We start from the raw sequence: 22,385 nt of genomic DNA, 5'->3' as shown, positions 1-22,385 counted from the left end.
AAAATGAATAAGTTACTTTTAATTATTGATATGCAGGAGGGATTTAGGGCTATTGAGTCAGAAGCAATATTGTCAAATGTTTTGAAATTAAAAAAATCTTTTAAAGGCAAGATAGTTTTAACAAAATTCATTAATAATAAGGATTCTTTATTTGAAAAACAACTGGGCTGTGATAAGTTTCAAAATACTAAAGAACGGCAATTATTTTTAGAATTACAATCAACAGACAATACAGAGATAGAGCATAGTGCTTATATTATTTTAAACGAAAAGTTAAAGGATTTTATTTTCAATAACAAAATCAAGCAAGTTTATCTTTGTGGGGTTTATACAGATGTTTGTGTGATAAAAACAGCCATGGATTTATTTGATAGTAATTTGGAAACTTTTGTGATTAAAGATGCTTGTAATTCCTTGCATGGTCAAGCAAACAATGATTTAATAATAGACAGCTTGAAACATATTATAGGAGAGAAACATATCATTCTAACGAAAGATATTTGTAATTAAATAATATAATAATTAAAAAATATATGAAAAAAACAACAATTTCGTTTTTTGAAGCGGCCAAGTGGGAAGAAAGATATTTATTAGACAAGTTAAAAAATAAGAAGAATTTAAAATTAAATTTTTTTGAAAAACAGTTATCAATTTCTTATCTAAAGAAAATAAAAGACACAGATATTTTAGCTGTTTTTATTTACTCTAAAATTGATAAAAAAGTTTTAGATGCTTTGCCAAAATTAAAACTTATTACAACCATGTCAACTGGCTTTGACCACATTGATTTAGTTGAATGTAAAAAGAGAGGCATAAAAGTTTGCAATGTACCTGTTTATGGGGAAAACACAGTGGCTGAACATACTTTTGCTTTGATTTTGGCCTTGTCTAGAAAATTACCAGAGTCAATTGAGAGAACACAGGAATATGATTTTACACTTGATGATTTATGTGGATTTGACTTAAAGGGGAAGGTTTTAGGCATAGTTGGCATGGGCAGTATTGGTAAGCATGTGGCAAGAATAGGCAAGGGATTTGAAATGAAGGTTGTTGTGGCTGATCCTAATAAAAATGTAAAATTAGCTAAACAATTAGGAGTTAAGTATGTTGGTTTTAATTATTTATTAGCTCATTCAGATATTATTAGCTTGCATGCCCCATATAATAAACATACTCATCATTTAATCAATAAAGACAATATTAAATTAATTAAAAAAGGTTCGTATTTGATTAATACGGCCAGAGGGGGATTGATTGAAACACAAGCATTAATGACTGCTTTGAATAAAAAAATATTAGCCGGGGCTGGATTGGATGTTTTGGAGCAGGAGTATTTTATCAAAGAAGAAAAACAATTATTAGCCAAGCCTTTTCAGGAAAAGCGTGATTTGAGGACAATTTTACAGGGGCATTTATTAATTCAAGATGACAAGGTTTTGGTTACTCCTCACAATGCCTTTAACTCGCAAGAGGCCTTGGAAAGAATTTTAGATACAACTGTTGATAATATTAATGGGTTTATAAAAGGTAAGTTTATTAATAAAGTAAAATAAAAACTAAAAACAAAAGACCGTTAATAAAAGCGGTCCTTTGTTTTTGTTTATTGAAAAAGTGGTATTAAGCTTTTTTTACTTGATTTGCAGCTGGTCCTTTTGGAGTATCTTTTACTTCAAAAGTTACTGCGTCACCTTCTCTTAAGTCACTGAACTCAACTCCGTCTAGTTCGCTAGCGTGAAAGAATAAATCTTTGTCGCTATCTTCTTGAGTAATAAAACCGAAGTTTTTGTCAGTTAACTTTTTAATGGTTCCTTCCATAAAATAGAATTATAATGATTAATTTCTAATAATAAATAGAAATTCGACGATGTTTTCGTATTTACTAAAAAGTTTAGATTTTTAATAAGATTAAAATATCTAATAAAATAAATATAACATACTAATGATTTCTTGTCAATGTTGGCAAGGAACTTTTGGCTTGTTATAATTTATTTAGTTTTAATAAAGATAAATAAAAAATATAATCAATTTTTTTATGAGATTATTTATAGCTATTGATGTTAATAATTTGTGTGATTTTTTTACTAATTTGCAAACAAAAATTAAAGGAGATGAGGCAACTATAAAATATACTAATTCATATCACTTAACCCTAAAATTTTTAGGAGAAGTCGCAGATACTAGCGTTGATAGAATAAAACAATTACTTGAGAAAGTAGATATCAATCCTTTTTTAATAAACTTTTCAACTATTGGACATTTTACGCCAAAGAAAATAAAAGTTATTTGGGTTGGATTAGAAAATAATAAAAGTGTAATAAAGTTACAACAAGAGGTTGATAATTCTTTGACAGGATTTTATGCCAAAGAAAAAAGGTTTCATCCACACATTACTCTTGGCAGGGTGAAACATGTTAAAGATAATAATTTATTAAAAAAGAAAATTGAAAATATAAATTTTAAGCCAAGTCAATTTCAAGTTAAATCTTTTAAACTTATAAAAAGTACTTTAACTCTTGAGGGACCTATTTATAAAGATATTTGGGTTGCTAAATAATAAATAGAAAAAACCGCTCTAATTTTAGTCAAAGAGCGGTTTTGTTGTTTTTAGTTTCTTTTTATTGGTTTTTGAAATGGATTGAATGCAATAATGCTTTCAAAGATGTCTATTTCTTCTCCAATGTTTCCATTGTCGCAAACTACTGAATTGATATTAATTTTTGCTTGACCATAGACATGGCCATTGTCGCAAACTACTGCATTTCCTTTAATTTCTGCGTCATCTTGAATTCGTGCATTTCCACAAATTACAGCATTGCCAGAAACATTGGCTGCATTGAATATGCTGGCATTTCCACAAACTATTGCATTGCCAGATACTCTGGCTGCTCGAGAAACCTCAGCCTCTCCAGAAATCATTGCATTTTCAGAAATTGTAGCTGATCCAGAAATTATTGCTTTACCATATATTTTTGCGTTATCAATAACAGTTGCTCTTTCTAGTACAAATGCTTTTTGTCCTACAAAGGCTGTTGGTGCAACATAAGCAGTTTCTGCAACCCAGCCACCACCATTTTTATGGCGATGATAATTTGTGCCATCACTTCCTTTCATTCCTTTTTCCATTTTTTCCTCCTTTTTTTATTTAATGAACCAGTTTTAAGTGTAGCAGAAAGAGGGTTGGTTGTCAATTAGATTGACAAAAGCAAGATTTTTTGATATCATGTTGATTAGTACATTAAATAAAGAGATGGAGGGATTCAATGAGATACTTTACAGCAATGAATAATATTGATAGTAGATTTTTTTTGTTCAAATGTTTGTTGTGTAATTCTAAAGACAAAGAACATAGAGTTGTTAAATACAATTATGTTGATTTTTTAGAGATTAAAAAGCATATAATTAGTAATCATAAAATTACAAAACAAGACATCCTAGAATTAAGATGGGCTAAAAGTAATAAGTTTCATTTTGGGATTAAGGATGGGCGAATTTGTCAGTTTTATGAATGGGAAGTTTTTTGTCAAAATATTTGTATTATTCGTGCTAGGACGAATAACAATAACAGGATGGCAAAAGAAAGATCGTTATTATTATTACAAAAATAAAAGCCGTGTTTTAAAATAAATACGGCTTTTTATGTTTTTCAAATATTGATTTATTAAAAATAAATGTTATAATTATGTAAAATAATCATTAAAATAAAAATTATGAATTTTATATTTTTAGGACCACCTGGAGCAGGGAAGGGAACAATTGCTAAATATGTTTCAAGAGAAGAAAGCATTCCACAAATTTCAACCGGAGATTTATTAAGAGCAAGTGTAAAAGCGGAAACAGAAATTGGCCAGAGAGCAAAAAATTATATGGATGAAGGAAAATTAGTACCAGATGAATTGGTGATTGATTTATTAAAAACTAGAATTAAGAAAGGTGATTGTGCTGGTGGTTTTATTCTTGATGGGTTTCCTAGAACAATTCCACAAGCAAAAGCTTTGATAGAGGCAGAAATATTTATTGATAAAGTATTAAATTTTAAGGCCTCTGAAAAAATATTAATTCAAAGGTTGTCTGGAAGGAGAACATGCAAAAATTGTAGTGCCATATTTCATATTACAAATATTCCACCAAAAAAAGAAGGCATTTGTGATAAATGTGGCGAAGATTTATTTCAAAGAGACGATGACCAGCCAGAAGCAATTAAAAAAAGATTAAATGTTTACAAACAACAAACATTTCCATTAATAGATTTTTATGAGAAAGAAGAAATTTTAGCTGACATTGATACTGAAAAGCCAATTTCAGAGATAGTGGAAGATGCTTTGTCTGTGATTAAATAAAGTTTATGCTTACTTGGGTTGAAATAAAAAAATCCAATATTCAATATAACTTAAAGCAATTTAGAAAAATAGTTGGTAAACGAATAAAAATAATGGCCATTGTCAAGGCAAATGCTTATGGTCATGGCATATTAGATTTTGCTAAAATTGTTTGTGATTCAGAAGTTGATTATTTAGGAGTTGTTAATTTAGATGAAGCATTATATTTGAAAAAATCAGGAATTAAAATTCCTGTTTTTATTTTAAGTTTTTATGAATTATCATCTAAAAAAATAGAACAAGCTCTTAAACAAAAAATCGAATTTCCAATATACACAACAGAGCAAATAAAATTTTTGTCAAAAATTGCAAAAAAAATAAACAAGCAAGTTAATGTTCATATTAAAGTTGATACTGGCATCAGCAGGATAGGAGTTTTCCCTGAACAAATAAAAGATTTTATTACAGAAATTAAAAAATTTTCTAATCTTAAAATCAATGGCATGTTTACGCATTATGCTGATTCTGAGTCAAAAGACCAGACATATACAAATAGTCAAACAAAAAAATTCAAAAACATAGTTAATGAAATGGATATTCCATTAATTCACGCAGGATGCTCTGCTTCAACCATAAATAATTCAGCAACATTTTTTAATTTAGTTAGAATTGGCATTGCCATGTATGGGCTTTGGCCGTCGGGGAGCACAAAAATATTCGCTAAAAAGAAAATGAAACATTTTAATCTCAGACCAGCTTTATCATGGAAAACAAGCATAATTCAGGTTAAAACATTACCAAAAGGGAGTTTTGTTGGTTATGACAGGACTGTTCAAGTTAAACAAAGGACAATTATTGCTGTTTTGCCTGTCGGGTATTGGGATGGCTATGATAGGGGGCTATCTAATTGCGGACAAGTTTTAATTCAGGGAGTTAAATGTTCTGTTATAGGAAATATTTGTATGAACATAACAATGGTTAATGTTTCTAAATTAAAAGATGTTAAAGCAGGGGACGAGGTTGTTTTGTTAGGCAAGCAGGCCAATCAGGAAATTAAGGCTGAAGATATTGCTAGTAAAATAAATACGATCAATTACGAAATTATCACTAGAATAAATCAATCAATTCCAAGGATTTATGTGTAATCATGTTTGGGGTTATATTATTTTACATGCCCGTGCTTTTTTCAAAAGCACAGGATTTGTACTTTAGAGGCCAGACCTCCAGAGGAGGTACGGCCTCTGTAACCGATTTAGCTTGGCCTTTTTGTTTACAAGGAAAGACGAGTTTAACAAAGATACTTTTTAATAGGATTATTTTACATGCCTGTGTTTTTTTTAAGATAGTTAAAAGGGGCTTTTTAAAAGCCCCTTTTTTATTTTTGTCCTCCTTTTTTAAAAAACTTCTGATTTAACTTTTCTTAACAATTCTTCAAATTCCATTATTGAGTAATGCTTTTTATTTTTTTCTTCTAAGAATAAAAGAGTTTTTTTGTTTCTTATTTTCTTTTTTAATTTCTTAAAAGTTATTACTTTCTTATTATCTTTATAGTATTCAGCAAAAAGCATATAACTTAATGAAAATCTTAGATTTTCAATTGCTTCAAATGGAACTTCTTGTTCTTGAGTTATTCCTTTCTTAAGATTATTAGACATTTTATTGTTTTGCTCAATAATTTTAGCAAAAGAATAAAATATTTTTGCACGAAGTATTAAGTTATCTCTAATTTTTTTGCTTATTCTCGTTTGCGTGATTTGTTTTTTGTATTTTTCTATTTTTCCGAGAAGTATTGTGCCTGTTAAAATAGGCTCTGTGATGATTGGCTCCATTTTTTTTATCCAATCAACAAATGTTTTTTTTCCACAGAAAAATACATCAAGATATTCTTTTCTTTTGTGAGAATAACCTCTATATGAATCAGGCAGTACTACCAATAAGTCAATGTCTTCACCTTGTTTGTTTCCATATAATAAAATGATTTCAATGTCATCTATTGATATCTTGAAGTGATTCATAATAAAGTTAAACGTTTGTTTTAAGATTTCGTCTTCTCTCATTTTTGCTTCTCCTTTTTTTTATTTTAATGAACGATGTTTTAAAGATATCAGAAAGAGAGCTAATTGTCAATGTGTGATATTATTTTGAATGTTTCTATCTTTGAAAAAGCACAGGATTTGTACTTTAGAGGTCCTCATAGTTATCCACAGGCAAGGGCTTGCGGATGATTTTATTTGTGCTATGTTTTTTATGGTGCTTGTTAGAATTTTAACGAATTCTTGTTTAATTGAAAAAAGATTTATCTTTTCGACATTAGAGCAAGCACCATTTTAATACTAATTATACTTTTGTATAATTACATACAAAGGGGCCAGAGCATCAAGTTCGCTGATTTATTATATAGCGTAACCGATTTAGCTTGGCCTTTTTGTTTACAGGCAAAGACGAGTTTAACAAAGATACTTTTTAATAGAATTATTTTACATGCCTGTGCTTTTTTCAAAAGCACAGGATTTGTACTTTAGAGGCCAGACCTCCAGAGGAGGTACGGCCTCTGTAACCGATTTAGCTTGGCCTTTTTGTTTACAGGCAAAGACGAGTTTAACAAAGATACTTTTTAATAGAATTAGATTGACAGCAGGGCTTTTTTTTGATATGCTTGAATAAAGTTCTTTAAAATAAAAAGGAGGAACAAATGAATACGCATAGTTTTAAGATACAGGCAACTGGCAAGAAAATAACATTTTCAAGCAAAGCATTGCATCGGCTTTATTATGATTGGAGCACAAGTAAGTTAAGGGAGTTTATTAATTGTCCTTTAAGGTTTTATTTTAATAGAATCGTTAAAGTACAAAAAAATCCCAAGATGAACATTAATCCAAAACCAATTCTTGTTTTTGGAACGATTGTTCATGAAGTTTTATGGAGATTTTTTTCTCCACAAATGGTAAATGGATTTGAGTCACCAAAAAGCATGTCAGATCTTTTTATTGGAATATGGAATGCATTTTCAAAAGGAGAAGATTTTGCTGGAGCTAGAAGGCAATGGAACTGGAAAAAAATCGATTTTAATTATGCTAAAGAGTTTGATAATTTGACTGGGCAAGGGGTTAATATATGCAAGTATTTCTGGAATAAAAATATTCATTATTTCAGGGAGCCAGACAAGTATATAAGACCATTGATTGAAATTGATTTAAGAGATTATTATTTTGGACCTAAAAAAAGATACAAAATAATAGGAAAAATCGACCGGATTGAGCTTGTTAAGGAAAAAGAAATAGTTAAGGCATATATTGTTGATTACAAAAGTGGTTCAGGATATGGGTATACGGCTTCATATATGAGCAAAGATTGGCAGTTTTTAATTTATGAATGGCTTTATTCTCTTCATTATAGTCAAGCCAACATAGTTAAAACACCAGCTCCTTTAGCAGGTATGTATATTTATCCATTGTCAGCCATAAAAGCAGATAAACAAGATCCATTAAACTTGACTGAGTTGATTGAAGTAGAGATGGGAAACCCAAACAAAATGTCAAACATTGAAAGACTGGTTCTTAATGCCAAAGAAAACTTGCAAAAATGTTTAGAACAAGGAGATTTTCCAGCTTATCCAAAATTTAATGAATGTGGAAAAATCTGTCCTTTTGAAAAACAATGCAGTGTTTTTTTGGCCAAACACCAACAAGTTAATAGGCGGTATGCAAAATTAGGCAATCCTATTGATAAAGAGGTTGTTAGTAATGTCCTAATTTCTCCGTTGAATAAACTCAAAGAATCTAAGCAAATGTCGCTTAAATTTAAAAAAACAAAGACCTTGTCGTAAAAACGACAAGGTCTTTTTCTTGATTTATTATAAAAGATGTGATATGCTCTAATTAATAATAAGTGGTTAATGAATAATAATTTATATGGGATGTTCTAAAAAAAGAAAAAAAGCTAGAAAGGGTAAATCTCCTAGCATAGGGGTTAAATTGCCTAAGTTAAAAAAATATAGAAAAAAATTAAAATAATAATATGACAAAAAAAATTAAAAAAATAATAATTTTAAGCTTTGTTTTGCTTATTATTTTATTTGGTATTTTTATTTATAATAAAAATACCAGCCAAATTGATATTAGTAAATATGATTTTATTGCTGTTGGCAAGGGAGATATATTACAGCAAGTAAATGTTGTTGGAAAAGTCGTGCCCAGGGAAAAAGTTGACCTTGGCTTTGAAAAAACAGGCAAAATTTCAAAGATAAATATTAATATTGGTGATAAGGCAATCAAAGGAGATGTTTTGATAAAACTAGATGATTCTGACTTGGTTTCTCAATTATCAGAGGCAACAGCAGGCGTTAATAGTGCTCAAGCCCAATTAAATCAATATAAGGCCGCTCTTAACAGCGAACAAGCTAAATTGGCAGAATTAAAGCAAGGAGCAAGAGAAGAAGAAATACAATTAGCAACCACGGCTGTTTCCAATGCAGTCAAGAATCTTGGCAATGTCAGAATAGACCTTGCTAATGTTAAACAAAAGGCTGACTCAGATATGTCCAGTCTTTATGATGAAATCCAGGACATTCTTAATAATGCTTATGCTAAAGCAGATGATGCCATTAATAAGCAGGTGGATGATTTTTTTATAAATGATTTGTCAGACAATCCTGAATTGTCTTTTTTAATTACCAATTCACAAATTAAAATAAATGCAGAAAATGGTAGAGAAAATGTTGGGAATACGGTTAATCAAATAGTAGACCAAGTTAATAATTTTTCAGATGAATATTCCAACACACAATTAGATACAATCTTGTCTGAATTAGAAAATAATCTTATTTTAGTTCGAGACTTTTTGAATATTTTAAATGATGCTATTAATTCAGCTTTGGGGATTTCGTCAACCACTATAAATACCTACAAGACAAATCTTAATACTGCTAGAACAAATATAAATACTGTTATTTCAAGTATTAATTCTCAAGAGCAATTAATAGTTACTCAAAAAATAACAAATCAAAATAATATTTCAACATCAGAATCAGCTGTTAATACGGCTGAAAACACATTGGCTACTGTTCAAGATCAATTAACGCTTAAAAAATCAGGAGCAACTAAGGAACAAATTGAAAATCAAGAAGCTAAAATTGCTCAAGCTCAAGCAAATATTAATAATCAAAATTGGCAAATACAGCAAGCTCAGGCCAGGGCAGAAAATATATTAGTACAAATAGATAAAATGTCACTAAAATCTCCTATTAATGGTATTATTGTTAGACAAGAGGCAACTCTAGGGGAAATAGCTTTAACCAATGCTGTAATTGTATCTCTTGTTTCTGAAGGGGAATTTGAAATAGAGGCTAATGTTTCAGAAACAGAAATTGCTATAATTGAGTTACAAGACGAAACAACCATGACATTGGACTCGCTGGGGTTAGAAGAAAAGTTTTCAGGCAAAGTAATCAAAATTGATCCAGCTGAAACAGTTATTTCCGGCGTGATTTATTACAAAGTAACTTCTGTCTTTGATGTAAAAGACCTAAGAATTAAGTCAGGCATGACTGTCAATTTAGACATTAAAACAGAAGACAAGCAAGATGCTTTATTTTTGCCTTATTTTGTTATTTTAGAAGATAATGGAGAAAAATATGTTGAAGTTTTAGAAAACAACATCTTGAAGAAAAAAATAATAGAAACAGGACTAGAAGGAGAAAATAATATTGAAATTGTAAGTGGATTAGAGTACAAAGATAAAATTGTCTTTGAAAAATAATTTCTTAAAACAAAATATGCTCATTCAAGCAAAGAATATTGTTAAAAATTATATTAACGGAAAATTAGTTACCCCGGCTTTGCGTGGGGTTTCTTTTAATATTGATGCGGGCGAGTTTGTAGCCATAATGGGTGCTTCGGGTTCGGGAAAATCAACTTTAATGCATATAATTGGTTTTTTAGATACTTTAACTTCTGGTGAATATTTATTTCAAAATAAAAATATTAAAAAATTTGATGAGATAAAATTAGCTAAAATTAGGAATAAAAAAGTAGGGTTTGTTTTTCAAACATATAATTTATTGGCCAAAACATCTGTTCTAGATAATATTTTATTACCAACAATTTATACTCCTGGGATAGATAGAAAGAAAATTAGAAAAAAAGCAATTAAACTTTTACATAAACTAAGCTTATCACATAGAGCAAATTATTTACCAAATCAACTTTCAGGGGGAGAGAGACAGAGAGCTGCTATTGTGCGGGCATTGATTAATGATCCAATTTTAATTTTAGCTGATGAGCCAACTGGGAATTTAGATAGTAGGTCAGGCCAAGAAGTAATGGAGGTGCTACAAAATTTGAATAAGCAGGGGCATACTATTTTAATGGTTACACATGAAAAATATGTTGCTCAATGTGCCAGTAGAATACTTACCTTAAAAGATGGTCAAATTATATCTGATGATAAGCAATTTACTCAGCACATGGCTAAAGATGGATTGAAAAAATAATTTTTTAAAGATGTATATATTTAATATTTTTAAATATTCTATTCAAAGCCTGTTTTTACAAAAAAGCCGTTCTTTTTTAACAATGCTAGGTATTATTATCGGAGTAGGAGCAGTTATAGCAATTATAGCAGTTGGTTCTAGTGCCCAGGCACTAATCTTATCTCAAGTAGAAGCAATGGGAAGCAATTTGATTGGTATTTTGCCAGGAGCAGCTGATGCCAAGGGGCCACCAGCAGCTGTATTTGGAATTGAAGTTACTACCTTAAAGCACGAGGATGCTTTGGCTTTAAAAAAAATCCCACATTTATTGAGTGTTTGTTCTTATATCAAGGGCATGTCTACTGTTAGTTTTTTAAATCAAACCAAAGAGTTTGATTATGTAGGGGTGACAGAAGATTATATTAAGGTAGAAGACACCTCGCTTGATTACGGACGTTTTATTGGAAAGCAGGATGTGGATGCCTTGTCTCGAGTAGTTGTTTTAGGCAGTGGTGTTAAAAAAGATTTGTTTGGAAAACAAAATCCGATTGGGCAAAAAATTAAAATTAACCAGAAAAGTTTTAGCATCATAGGAGTTATGGAGCCCAGGGGGGTGGTTATGTTTGAGAATCAAGATCAGTTAATTTTTGTACCTTTGAAAACAGCCCAAAAATTACTTCTAGGGGTAAATCATTTGGCTTTTATAAGGGCTAAGGTTGATAAATCAGATAATGTTTCTCTGGTTCAAGCAAGAATAGCTAGATTAATTCGTTATCGACATAATATAAAAGACCCGAGTAAAGACGATTTTACTATTAAAACAACTGTTCAAGCAATGGATATTTTAGGAACAGTTACTCAGGCACTTCAATTATTTTTAGCTGCTGTGGCAGCTATTTCTTTAATTGTTGGCGGAATTGGTATTATGAATATTATGTTTGTGAATGTAAATGAAAGAACTCAGGAAATTGGGTTGAGGAAGGCCTTGGGAGCAAGTAAAAAGGATATTATTATTCAATTTTTAATTGAAAGTGCTGTCATTACATTAATTGGTGGAATAATTGGAATTGTTTTAGGAATTTTGATTGCTTTATTGGCGAGCATTATTGTAAATTATTTTGGATATGATTGGCAGTTTATTATTGAACCAATTGCTATTTTTTATGCGACCATAATGGCTGTGAGCATTGGTTTAATCTTTGGACTTTGGCCAGCTAACAAAGCTTCTAAATTAAATGCTATAGATGCACTAAGGTATGAATAAAATTTCTATTTTAAAACAATCAATTATTGCCTTGAAATTAAACAAACTGCGTAGTTTTTTTTCAATTTTAGGAATTGTAATAGGAGTGGCCTCGGTTGTTATTATTCTTTCAGTGGGACAGGGATTAAAAGGGTTTGTGACGAACGAAATAGAAGCATTTGGTCCAAATATTCTTGATATAGCTATTAAGGTCCCCGGAGACAATCAAATGGGTACAATTGTTTCAGTTGCCAAGGGGATAAAGATAACAACTTTAAAAACAGATGATATTAAAGCGCTTAAAAACAAACAAAGATTTCCATACATAGAAGCTGTTTATGGACAAGCATTTGGACAGGATTGGGTGGCTTATAAAAATAACGAGAAAAGAACAATTTTTTATGGGGCTAGCGCTGATTTTCCTTTGGTTATAAAAACAGCTAAAATAGACAAGGGAAGATTTTACACTGATTCAGAAGAAAAGTCATTGGCCAGGGTGGTTGTTTTGGGAAATAATTTGGCTAATCATTTTTTTAAAAAAAATAATCCTTTAGAAAAGAAAATAAAAATAAAAGGACAAAATTATGAGATAATTGGAGTATTAAAGCCAATGGGGGGGATTGCTATGGGGGGCATAGATATGAATGATTTTCTTTACATTCCATTAGAGACAGCCCTTAAACAAATTTTAGGAATTAATTATTTAACTGAAATAGCTCTGACAATTAAAGATGAAACATATTCTGCGCGAGCAATAAAAGAAATATCTAGAATGTTGCGTCAAAATCATAATATTATTGACCCTAGTAAAGATGATTTTCAAATTACAACCATGGAAGAAATCTTAAATCAAATAAATGAAATTAGTTATGTCTTGAATTTATTGTTAGGGTTTTTAGCAGCTATTTCTTTGTTGGTCGGTGGAGTTGGAATAATGAATATAATGTTGGTAAATGTTACTGAAAGGACAAAAGAAATAGGGTTAAGAAAATCACTAGGGGCTTCAAGTAGAGATATCTTGGGTCAATTTTTAATTGAAGGACTTATTATTACTGGTGTAGGTGGGCTGATTGGGACTTTAACAGGAATATTATTTTCATTTTTAATAGGATTTGGTGCTCAACAACAGGGCCTGACCTGGCCTTTAACAATTTCTTGGTTAGCAGTTAGCATTGCTTTTTTGATTGCAGTAATCATTGGTCTTGTTTTCGGTATTTATCCTGCTAAAAAAGCAGCTAAACTTAATCCAATTAAAGCCTTAAAACATGAATAAAAAATTAAAAATTTTAATAACTGGTTCAAGCGGAACAATTGGGACGGCTTTGTTTATGTTTTTATTAGACAAGGGATATAATGTAATTGGAATTGATAAAAAAGAAAATGTCTGGGAGAAAAAGTTGAATAAATTAACAATAAGAGGGGATTTGCTTAAAAATAAAGATATTGAAAAAATTCCTAAAAATATTGATTTAATAATTCATTTGGCAGCTAATGCTAGAGTTTATGATTTAGTTGTTAATCCTCGGCTTGCATTTGAGAACATGGAAATGATATATAATATATTAGAGGTTGTTAGAAAAAATAAGATATGTAAAATTATTTTTTCAAGCAGCAGGGAGGTTTATGGTAATAATGGAGCCATGGTTTATAAAGAAAATGACAATGAAAATATTGATAGCTGTGCTAGTCCTTATGCAGCTAGTAAAATGGCTGGCGAGGCCTTAATAGCGTCTTATGGCAATTCTTATGACATTGATTATATTATATTTCGGTTTTCAAATGTTTATGGAAAATATGATAAATCAGACCGTTTATTTCCTCTTTTCATTTCAAAAGCCAATCAGAATAAAAATATATTTATTTATGGGGAAGAGAAGATGCTAGATTTTACGTATATTGATGATTGTATTTCTGGTATTTACTTGGCTATTAAAAAATTTTCAAAAATTAAAAATAATACATTTAATTTAAGTTCTGGTCAATCTCATAGATTGCTTGATGTAGCAAAATTAATAATCAGAGAAATGAAAAGCAACAGTCATGTTTTGCTTAAGAATAATAGAGCAGGGGAGGTTTTGCAATATATGGCTGATATTTCAAAAGCAAAAAAGTTGTTGGGATATAATCCAAAATATAATATTAAAAAAGGCGCTAAATTGACAGTTAAGTGGTATAAAAAAATATTTTATTAATTTTTAATTTGTTTTTCTTTACTTGATAATAGGGATAAAAAAATACACCCCTAAATTTTTATTTAAGGGTGTTTTTTTTGATTGAAATGAGATGAGAGATGATTGCAATTACTGAAAACGGAATGCTAGCGACAAGAAATATACTTGCAACAACATTCATATTTTTTGAAACATGCAACACGCAACTCAAAATAAGAAAACTACAACCAATTACTTGTAGAAATAATTTGGTTTTACCAGGCAAAGTAGATTTTTGTCTCCAACCAAAGTTTAATCTACGAGCTAATGGTGTTAACATAAAAAAGATAAACACCATGTTTAGTTCAAGGATTAAAACAGTCCAAAAAATCCATGGTGCTAACCAATTAAATCCAAGCGGAAGAAAAACAGCCGCAAATACTAACTTGTCTCCTAAAGGATCAAGTTTTGCTCCTAGTTCGCTTTCTTGGTTTAATACTCTTGCTAATGGTCCATCAATTACATCAAGTAGCATGGCTGAGATAAAAAATATTAAAGATATAATATAATGTTCATCAATAACAAAAATAAAAATAGGTATTGCTAATATTATTCTAAAGATAGATATAAGATTAGGCCCATTCACTATTTTTTTTCTTATTAAAGGGAGAATAATTATATCTGCTATTTTCTCAAACCAATACTGTTTTTTCTTTTTAGCTCTTTTCTCAAAATCATCAATATATTCTTTTATTTTTGATTGAATCCACTTTTCTTTATAATTATGGATTTTTACCAAAAATTGAGAAAGAATTTTTATTAGTTTTTCCATTTGTTCCCTCCTTTTTTTATTTTAATGAACAATATTTTAAGGGTAGCAGAAAAAGGGGCGATTGTCAATATTTGGATTATATTATTTTATGCCTCTGCTTTTAAAAAAAGCAGAGAATTTGTACTTTAGAGGATCGGCTTTCAAGGAAGGTATGGCCTCTTGCCAACCATTGAAGAGGGGTGCTTAAGTTGATAAAAGAGAAAGAAAAAAGGAGCGATTTTTTATCGCTCCTTTTTATTTATTTACTCAAGGTTACTTTAAAAGGAATATTTTATCCTTAACGCTGTTTCAACTTCATTAATAAAGTCAAGAAAATTCCAACCTATTCTCATTAAAATTTCAATATCTCCATATAAAGAACATTCATACAGATTATTTTTTTCATTAATTTTAATTAGAAGAGGATGCTTGCTTGTTTTGAACTTGGCATTATAATTTTTAAATTCATTTGGTTTTAACCTAAAAGAGAAAAAACCATGAGCCAATTTTTGTCGCAAATCTCTTAATAGTTTTATTTTTTCCCATGAATGAGACTTCTTAAGAGATATTTGAGTAAGGTTATCAATATATTCCATTGCTTTGATTGAATCAGTGAAATAATTTGATTGATTTTCTTTGTCTGGCGCATCTGGACATTGTTCAATATCTTGGACAATGAATGAGACTTGTATTATCATTCTTTCTATTAAAGCTGATCCTTCTATTATCATTGCTCCAACGTAGAGCTTGGAAATTTCTGTCATTTCATCTATGTTGTCTGATGCAAACTCCCAAAATTCTTCAATTAGTTCAGCATTATTAGAACCAGCGCTAGTAGCTTGCTCAATAAATGTTTCATTGATTTCCTTTTCCGTGCTATCAATTAAGTATATTAATTTATATATACCTTCTTTTAATAAATTAATTTTTATTTGATAGATGGTAAGTAAACTTCTCAATCTAGTTGGATTTTGAGAATAATTCATTATAACCTCCTTGGGTTTTGTTTTATTTTTAATGTACTAAATTAAATATATCAAAAAAATAACCATTTGTCAATATATGGTTTTTTGTTTATAATTAAAACAATATGGACGATTTTAACAAAAAAATAAAATTTGGATTTAATAAAAAAATTATTCTCATTTTTTTATTATTATCTATTTTGCCAATTTCAATAATAGGATTTGTATCTGTTTCCTATACAACCAAGGCATTAGAAAAAGAAGCCTTTGAACGATTTGATTCTTATCACATAGAGGCAAAGAGAATTGACGCTGTTTTGTCAAAAGTAAAATCAAGTACTAAAAATTTAGCTGATTTTGCAACTAATGTTTATAATAATCAAGCCATGTTTTATCGTCCTGACCAATGGTCAACTGATAATCTTTTTCAAGGGAAAGACGGACAATATGGTAATAGCGCAAATGAACAGAGTTCAGTAATTGTTTTTAATTGGGTTGACTTTAATGATGAGATAAAAAAGAATTTAACACTATCTTCTAATTTGGATTTTATTTTTCCTTCTATAAAGCAAGAGAATAAAAATATAGATAGTTTATATATTATAGGAGACAATTATTCTTGGTATCGTCTTTATCCAAATTATGATGCTGTGCCTGAGAAACAAGGCGGAGTTGCTATTGATGTTTTGCCAGCTGATTTAAATAAAGATGGAATAGACCCTATTTTTTGGGACAATCTTGATAAAAAATTAAATCCAGGCAAACAAGCAAAATGGAGTCCACCATATCTTGATGTTAGTGGTCATGGATTAGTTACTTCTGTATTAGCCCCTGTTTATAAAGACGATAAAATGATTGCCGTAACAGGCATGGATATGAAATTGTCAAATATTACAAACAGAATAATTGATATTAAGTTATGGGAAACAGGTTATGCTTTTTTAATTGATTCTCAGGCCATGGCAATTAGTTTTCCAGTTAGAGCAGGAGCGGATTTAGAATATAAAAAAGAAAATTTAAAAATTTCCGAAATTAGAAAATATAATTTATTAGCTAATCTTTCAAATCAACAATTTAAAAATGTTATATCAGAAATGATAGAACAAAAACATGTTCATGAGCCAAAAATAGTTGAATTCAATAAAGTAAAAAAATACATTGCATCACATCCAATTGAAAATACAGGATGGGTACTTGGTTTTGTTGTGCCAGTTAATGAAGTTATTCAGAGTGCTGTGTTAGTGAAAAATTTTATAATAGCAATTCTTTTTTTGGCTTGTTTTTTTCTTTTAATAATAATATTTTTTGGGTCAAAATTAATTACAAAACCAATGGAAGAGCTAGTTAAAGGAGTTGATGAAATGAGCAGAGGGAATCTTTCATATCAAATCAAAATCAAAACAAAAGATGAAATTCAAGTTTTGGGTGAAAAGTTTAATGAAATGGCTGTTAAATTAAAACAATATTATGCTACTTTGGAAGCCAAAGTGAGACAAAGAACAAAACAGCTAGCTCAAGCGAAAAATCAGATTGAAAGAGAGAAAAACAGGATTCAAGCAATGCTAAATAGCATTGGTGACGGCGTTTTTGTTATTGATAATGGCCAAAAATTAATTTTAATAAATCCTTCAGCAGTTAAAATATCAGGTTTTGAAGCCAATAATTGTTTAGGCAAAAAATATGATAAAGTTTTTGAATTTTTAAAAGAAAATGATAATTCTGTTAATAAAAAATTTATTATTAAAGCAATAGATAGCGGTAGAACAACAAGTATGCGAAATCATACTGTGCTTGTTCATAAAAATAAAAACAAAATTCCAATAGCTTGTTCATCTGCTCCTATTAAAGACGAAAATAAAAATATTATTGGAGCGGTGATTGTTTTTAGGGACATTACTCAAGAAAGAGAAATAGAAAGAATAAAGTCAGAGTTTGTTTCTTTGGCTTCTCATCAATTAAGAACCCCTGCCACAATTATTAAATGGGGGGTAGAAATGATGTTACATCAAAAAAAAGACAATGCAGACAAGCAAGAAGTAGAACAAATACAAAGAGTTCATAGAGGGGCTACTAGAATGATTGAGTTAATTAATGATTTACTTGATGTCTCTAGAATGGAATCAAGTAGATTGGTTTTTGACTTAAAACAAATACAATTAAAAGAATTGACTGATAAAATAATAGAAGAATATAAGCCATATTTGGCCAAGAAAAAAGCAAAAGTAATCTTTAATAAAAATTTAAAATCTTTGCCAAAAGTTGAAGTTGATTTAGAGAAAATGCGGCAAATTATTATTATTTTACTTGATAATGCGGTTAAATATTCTCCAGAGGGAGGGGAAATTACAATAGAGATTCATACAGATGATGTGAAACAACAAATTATTTATTCAGTAAAAGATAATGGAGTTGGTATTCCTGCTAAAGAAAAAGATAAGATATTTAATCGATTTTTTAGAGCTGAAAATGTATCTCAAAAACCTGGTACAGGGCTAGGGCTTTATTTAGCCAAAGGGCTAATAGAAGCTTTTGGTGGAGAGATGGGCTTTAAATCAAAAGAGAATCAAGGGGCTACTTTTTATTTTAAATTACCTTATAATAAATAAATAACAAAATAAAATTAATAAATTATGTCAGCAACAAAAAAAATTAAAATTTTAATTGCAGAAGACGAGCCAGATATGCGCAATATTTTAAAAGGCATGGTATCCAGTGCCGGCTATATTGTGATTACGGCTGAAAACGGAGAACAAGCAATAAATTTGGCTATCAAAGAAAAGCCAAACTTGATATTGCTTGATATTATAATGCCCAAATTAGATGGGTTTGAAGTTTTGAAAAAAATGGAATACAACCCAGCTTTACAAAATACGCCAGTTATTATTCTGTCTAACATGGGGCAAGAAAAAGAAGTTGCCAAGGGTAAAGCTTTGGGGGCGGTTGATTATTTGATTAAGGCAGATATTCATTTAACTGAAATATTAGATAAAATTGAAAAACATCTTTAAATCATTAAATGACATTGGATTGACAAAATAGCTAAAATTTGATATAATCCTTTATAGTTCATCACAAAATCAAACAATGGAGGGCGATATGAAGATATTGTTAATTACAGGGATTATAGTTTATTTTTTGAGTAGATTTTCAGTTGTAGGGCTAAATGGTGATTTTAATGATAAAGGGTGGAGAATAAAATTTTATTTTATTTCTATTATCCTGGCAGAAATAATCACTATAAGCGTAATTGTTTTTCAGTTATTTGTTGATGTTTGGGCATGGTCTTTAATAGAACCATATCAATCAATTGGTTTTTTAATTTTCTTAGCAGGAGTATTTATATCTGTTTGGGGGAGAAAAGAACTTAAAAATAATTGGAGAACAGCTCGTTGTATAGCCAAGCCAAAGATATTAGTTGATACTGGTCCGTATAAATATGTAAGACATCCAATTTATATTGGTAGCTTATTAATGGGGATTGGCTTTGAGATGACTTTGGCAAGTTATTTCTTAATAATTGTTCTAACTCTTGGGACTGCATTTATAATTAATTGCATGAGGCAAGAGGAATATTTTTTAACATCATGGTTTAAGGAATATGAAGAATATAAGCAAAAAACTAAACTCCCGTTTTAAAAAAAAGAGGCTATTTGATAAAACTTATGGCCTCTTTCCTTGTTTATGAATTATTCTAAAAAAATAAAAATATATTTTTTAATTTGTATACCATTTTTTATGCTTTTGCATTGGTTGGGGTGGAGGGAGTATTATTATACGATTTTCTTATATGATAAAGTTCTTCATTTTTTAGCCGGAGCAAGTATTGGGCTATTATCTATATGGACTTTACAAGAAAAAAAACAGAAACATGTAAAGATAAAATCAATTATGCTTGTTTTTTTAATTGGAATAATATGGGAAATATCAGAATATATAATTGATCACAGTATTGGGATTTCTTATAATTTAATGGCACTACAACAAGGAAGGGTTGATACTTTTTGGGACATTATGGCAGATTTAATGGGTGGCATTTTTTTATTATTAATGTTATAATCTTTTAAGATGCAAAAACCAATTGTAATAGCAATTTGTAATAGAAAAGGAGGAACTGGCAAAACAAATATAGCTGTAAATTTGCCAGCTTTTCTGGCTTATTTTGGCAAAAAAGTTTTATTAATTGATTTAGACCCTCAATCAAACGCAAGTTCTGGATTAGGACAGGAAAATAATGACAAGGGAATTTATGAAGTATTAAGTAAAGAGATATCTTTAGGGGCATCAATGAACGAGGTTTTACCTAACTTTTGGCTTTCCCCGGCAACTCCTAATTTAGTGGGAGCTGACATTGAGTTAGTAAATGCAGATAATAGAGAATCAATTTTATCTCAAGTTGTAAAATCATTTTTTAATAATACTGAAAATGAATTTGATTTTGTTTTTATTGACACACCTCCTTCTTTTGGATTAATTACATTGAATGCAATGGTGGCAGCAGATGAAATACTTATCCCTGTTCAAACAGAATACTATGCTTTAGAGGGGCTCACACAGCTCATTCAATCAATTAACTTAATAAAACAAGAATTGAAACCAGATTTATCAATCATGGGAGCTGTTTTAACAATGTATGATAAAAGAAATAAACTTTCATATGATGTTTGGCAAGAACTTTATAAGAATTTTCCTTATAAAATATTTAGAACAGTAATACCAAGAAATACTTCTTTAGCAGAAGCTCCTAGTCATAGTAAAACAATTTTAGAGCATGCTCCAAAATCAAAAGGTGCTAATGCCTATAAAAGATTAGCCAAAGAAATTTTATTTGAACATAAAAATTTTTAAATTATGTCTTTAGGAAGAGGAATAGGGGCTTTAATCCCTTCAAAATCAATTAGAAAACACTCACAAGAAGTTTTGGGAAAAACAAAAGAAAATGTTTTGTTAATACCAATAAATCAAATTAATCCAAACCCAAATCAACCAAGAAAAAATTTTGCTCATTCTGAAATGGAAGAATTAATTAATTCAATTAAAAAAAATGGGATTATTCAGCCAATAATTCTTACTAAAATTTCTTCATCGCCTGATAAATATGAAATAATTGCAGGAGAAAGACGTTGGCGGTCTGCTAAATTTTTAGAAATGGATGAAGTGCCGTCATTGGTTCGCTCAATTAAAAATAATGAAAAATTAGAAATTTCTTTAATAGAAAATATTCAAAGAAAAGACTTAAATCCAATGGAAAATGCAGTTGCTTATCAAAGATTAATTGATGAATTTAATCTAACTCAAGAGCAAATATCAGAGAGGATAGGGAAGTCAAGAGCAAACATTGCTAATACATTACGATTATTAACTTTGCCAGACATAATTCAACAAGCAGTTAGAGACGAAAGGATAACAGAGGGACATGCTAAGGCCTTACTAGCAATTAAAAATGAACAAAGTAGAAAATTAATGTTAAAAAGAATACTTGGAGCAGGATTGACTGTTAGGGAAACAGCTCAAATAGCAGCTGGCAATAAATTTAGAAAAAAAATAACTCCTGATAGAAATTTATTAGCCAAAGAAGAAGAATTATCATTATTTCTTGAAACAAAAGTTAAATTACAGCCAACCGTGAAAAAAGTTAAAATTATTATTGAAGCATATAATAATGATGATTTAAATAGAATAATAAATAAAATACAAAAACATAAATAATATTTACTTTTTAATTTATGTTTGTTAAAATGAAATTATTATGGCAATTGAAAGCAAAAGAAAACAAAATGAACCAATGAATTTTTTTCTAAAAAAATTTTCTGACAGAGTAAAACGTAGTGGTATTCTTAACCAAAAGAAAAAAACAAAATTTCTAACCAAACCCTTAAATAAAAGGGCCAGGAAAGAAAACGCACTCAAGAAAAAGAAAACGTCAGAGCAATTATTTTATTTAAAAAAAACAGGTAGAATAAAATAATTTTATGGAATTATTAAAACAAATTGAAGTAGATTTAATAAAATCTATAAAATCAAAAGACCGTGATTTGGCAGTTGTTTTAAGAGATATAAAAACTGCTTTATTAAATAAAGAAGTTGAATTACGTCCTCTTGAGCAATTAATGACAGATGAGATTGCAGTTAATATAATTCAAAAACAAGCCAAGAAACGGACAGAAGCAATTGAGTTTTATAAAAAAGGAGGCAGAAAGGATTTGCTTGAGAAAGAAGCCAATGAATTAAAAATTTTATCAAAATATTTACCAGTTGAACTTGATAAAGCAATTATTATTAAAATAGTTTCAGAAATTATAAAAAACATAAATGCTCAGGGAATGAAAGATTTTGGCAAGGTAATGGGCATGGCGATAAAAGAAATAAAAGGCAGAGCTTCAGGCGACAAAATTAAACAAATAGTTCAAAAGCAATTATCTAATATTTAATTT

The 22,385-nt window shown here is 29.6% G+C and carries 25 protein-coding genes; 20 read left to right on the top strand and 5 right to left on the bottom strand.

Annotated features, from left to right (window positions below; translation table 11 throughout):
* Positions 1-3 precede the first annotated feature (3 nt).
* Both ISS06_00825 and ISS06_00820 read left to right on the top strand, forming a co-directional pair.
* Entirely contained in the window at positions 4-510 is a 507-nt protein-coding gene (locus ISS06_00825; protein ID MBL7053733.1) for a cysteine hydrolase, read from the top strand.
* A 23-nt stretch (positions 511-533) separates the two neighbouring features.
* Entirely contained in the window at positions 534-1,553 is a 1,020-nt protein-coding gene (locus tag ISS06_00820) for a hydroxyacid dehydrogenase (GenBank protein ID MBL7053732.1), read from the top strand.
* A gap of 64 nt (positions 1,554-1,617) precedes the next feature.
* Here the strand turns inward: ISS06_00820 and ISS06_00815 are convergent, their stop codons facing one another.
* Complete coding sequence (locus ISS06_00815) at positions 1,618-1,815, bottom strand: cold shock domain-containing protein (GenBank protein MBL7053731.1); 198 nt, start codon at positions 1,813-1,815, stop codon at positions 1,618-1,620.
* 217 nt (positions 1,816-2,032) lie between these two features.
* Here ISS06_00815 and thpR point away from each other — a divergent pair, with 217 nt between their 5' ends.
* Positions 2,033-2,554 carry an RNA 2',3'-cyclic phosphodiesterase gene (gene thpR, locus ISS06_00810; protein ID MBL7053730.1) on the top strand — a complete coding sequence of 174 codons (522 nt, stop codon included), beginning with the start codon at positions 2,033-2,035 and terminating at the stop codon, positions 2,552-2,554.
* Between the two features lie 50 nt (positions 2,555-2,604).
* Here the strand turns inward: thpR and ISS06_00805 are convergent, their stop codons facing one another.
* The gene (locus ISS06_00805) at positions 2,605-3,123 is read right to left on the bottom strand and encodes a hypothetical protein (protein ID MBL7053729.1); all 519 of its coding nucleotides are present in this window, start codon (positions 3,121-3,123) and stop codon (positions 2,605-2,607) included.
* A 155-nt stretch (positions 3,124-3,278) separates the two neighbouring features.
* Between ISS06_00805 and ISS06_00800 the strand changes: the two genes are divergently transcribed.
* From ISS06_00800 to alr, 3 genes are all read left to right on the top strand, one after another.
* Positions 3,279-3,605, top strand: coding sequence for a hypothetical protein (locus ISS06_00800; GenBank protein MBL7053728.1), 327 nt, complete (start codon positions 3,279-3,281; stop codon positions 3,603-3,605).
* Positions 3,606-3,707: 102 nt separating this feature from the next.
* Positions 3,708-4,337 carry an adenylate kinase gene (locus ISS06_00795; GenBank protein MBL7053727.1) on the top strand — a complete coding sequence of 210 codons (630 nt, stop codon included), beginning with the start codon at positions 3,708-3,710 and terminating at the stop codon, positions 4,335-4,337.
* Between the two features lie 5 nt (positions 4,338-4,342).
* A complete protein-coding gene (gene alr / locus ISS06_00790; protein MBL7053726.1) occupies positions 4,343-5,461 on the top strand; it encodes an alanine racemase in 1,119 nt (372 codons plus the stop codon).
* Between the two features lie 249 nt (positions 5,462-5,710).
* Here alr and ISS06_00785 read toward each other — a convergent pair whose 3' ends face one another.
* The gene (locus ISS06_00785) at positions 5,711-6,373 is read right to left on the bottom strand and encodes a hypothetical protein (GenBank protein ID MBL7053725.1); all 663 of its coding nucleotides are present in this window, start codon (positions 6,371-6,373) and stop codon (positions 5,711-5,713) included.
* Between the two features lie 635 nt (positions 6,374-7,008).
* Between ISS06_00785 and ISS06_00780 the strand changes: the two genes are divergently transcribed.
* The 6 genes from ISS06_00780 to ISS06_00755 all read left to right on the top strand — a co-directional run bounded on the left by ISS06_00780 (position 7,009) and on the right by ISS06_00755 (position 14,220).
* A complete protein-coding gene (locus tag ISS06_00780; protein ID MBL7053724.1) occupies positions 7,009-8,142 on the top strand; it encodes a PD-(D/E)XK nuclease family protein in 1,134 nt (377 codons plus the stop codon).
* 191 nt (positions 8,143-8,333) lie between these two features.
* On the top strand, positions 8,334-10,073 hold the full coding sequence (locus tag ISS06_00775; protein MBL7053723.1) for an HlyD family efflux transporter periplasmic adaptor subunit: 1,740 nt from the start codon (positions 8,334-8,336) through the stop codon (positions 10,071-10,073).
* A 16-nt stretch (positions 10,074-10,089) separates the two neighbouring features.
* Positions 10,090-10,806 carry an ABC transporter ATP-binding protein gene (locus ISS06_00770; protein MBL7053722.1) on the top strand — a complete coding sequence of 239 codons (717 nt, stop codon included), beginning with the start codon at positions 10,090-10,092 and terminating at the stop codon, positions 10,804-10,806.
* Between the two features lie 10 nt (positions 10,807-10,816).
* A complete protein-coding gene (locus ISS06_00765; GenBank protein ID MBL7053721.1) occupies positions 10,817-12,049 on the top strand; it encodes an ABC transporter permease in 1,233 nt (410 codons plus the stop codon).
* Positions 12,042-13,301: an ABC transporter permease gene (locus ISS06_00760; protein MBL7053720.1), complete on the top strand. Its 1,260-nt coding sequence runs from the start codon at positions 12,042-12,044 to the stop codon at positions 13,299-13,301. Before ISS06_00765 ends, ISS06_00760 begins: the two co-directional genes overlap by 8 nt.
* Complete coding sequence (locus ISS06_00755) at positions 13,294-14,220, top strand: NAD-dependent epimerase/dehydratase family protein (protein ID MBL7053719.1); 927 nt, start codon at positions 13,294-13,296, stop codon at positions 14,218-14,220. The genes ISS06_00760 and ISS06_00755 overlap by 8 nt, the downstream gene beginning before the upstream one ends.
* A 58-nt stretch (positions 14,221-14,278) precedes the next feature.
* Here ISS06_00755 and ISS06_00750 read toward each other — a convergent pair whose 3' ends face one another.
* Together ISS06_00750 and ISS06_00745 are read right to left on the bottom strand one after the other, a co-directional pair.
* On the bottom strand, positions 14,279-15,010 hold the full coding sequence (locus ISS06_00750; GenBank protein ID MBL7053718.1) for a CDP-alcohol phosphatidyltransferase family protein: 732 nt from the start codon (positions 15,008-15,010) through the stop codon (positions 14,279-14,281).
* Between the two features lie 257 nt (positions 15,011-15,267).
* Positions 15,268-15,975, bottom strand: coding sequence for a hypothetical protein (locus ISS06_00745; protein ID MBL7053717.1), 708 nt, complete (start codon positions 15,973-15,975; stop codon positions 15,268-15,270).
* 104 nt (positions 15,976-16,079) lie between these two features.
* Here ISS06_00745 and ISS06_00740 point away from each other — a divergent pair, with 104 nt between their 5' ends.
* The 8 genes from ISS06_00740 to ISS06_00705 all read left to right on the top strand — a co-directional run bounded on the left by ISS06_00740 (position 16,080) and on the right by ISS06_00705 (position 22,382).
* Positions 16,080-18,560: a PAS domain-containing protein gene (locus tag ISS06_00740; protein MBL7053716.1), complete on the top strand. Its 2,481-nt coding sequence runs from the start codon at positions 16,080-16,082 to the stop codon at positions 18,558-18,560.
* 24 nt (positions 18,561-18,584) lie between these two features.
* The gene (locus ISS06_00735; GenBank protein ID MBL7053715.1) at positions 18,585-18,962 is read left to right on the top strand and encodes a response regulator; all 378 of its coding nucleotides are present in this window, start codon (positions 18,585-18,587) and stop codon (positions 18,960-18,962) included.
* An 88-nt stretch (positions 18,963-19,050) separates the two neighbouring features.
* Positions 19,051-19,590: an isoprenylcysteine carboxylmethyltransferase family protein gene (locus ISS06_00730; GenBank protein MBL7053714.1), complete on the top strand. Its 540-nt coding sequence runs from the start codon at positions 19,051-19,053 to the stop codon at positions 19,588-19,590.
* A 45-nt stretch (positions 19,591-19,635) separates the two neighbouring features.
* Positions 19,636-20,010: a hypothetical protein gene (locus tag ISS06_00725; protein ID MBL7053713.1), complete on the top strand. Its 375-nt coding sequence runs from the start codon at positions 19,636-19,638 to the stop codon at positions 20,008-20,010.
* Positions 20,011-20,019: 9 nt separating this feature from the next.
* Complete coding sequence (locus ISS06_00720) at positions 20,020-20,799, top strand: AAA family ATPase (GenBank protein MBL7053712.1); 780 nt, start codon at positions 20,020-20,022, stop codon at positions 20,797-20,799.
* A gap of 3 nt (positions 20,800-20,802) precedes the next feature.
* The gene (locus ISS06_00715; protein ID MBL7053711.1) at positions 20,803-21,660 is read left to right on the top strand and encodes a ParB/RepB/Spo0J family partition protein; all 858 of its coding nucleotides are present in this window, start codon (positions 20,803-20,805) and stop codon (positions 21,658-21,660) included.
* A gap of 40 nt (positions 21,661-21,700) precedes the next feature.
* Entirely contained in the window at positions 21,701-21,919 is a 219-nt protein-coding gene (locus ISS06_00710; protein ID MBL7053710.1) for a hypothetical protein, read from the top strand.
* A 4-nt stretch (positions 21,920-21,923) separates the two neighbouring features.
* Entirely contained in the window at positions 21,924-22,382 is a 459-nt protein-coding gene (locus ISS06_00705) for a GatB/YqeY domain-containing protein (GenBank protein ID MBL7053709.1), read from the top strand.
* Positions 22,383-22,385: the final 3 nt, after the last annotated feature.

This window comes from Patescibacteria group bacterium (genome assembly GCA_016784145.1).
GTDB lineage: Bacteria > Patescibacteriota > Patescibacteriia > UBA2591 > UBA6264 > BS150m-G65.
This window is presented reverse-complemented; position numbering and strand designations above follow the sequence as displayed.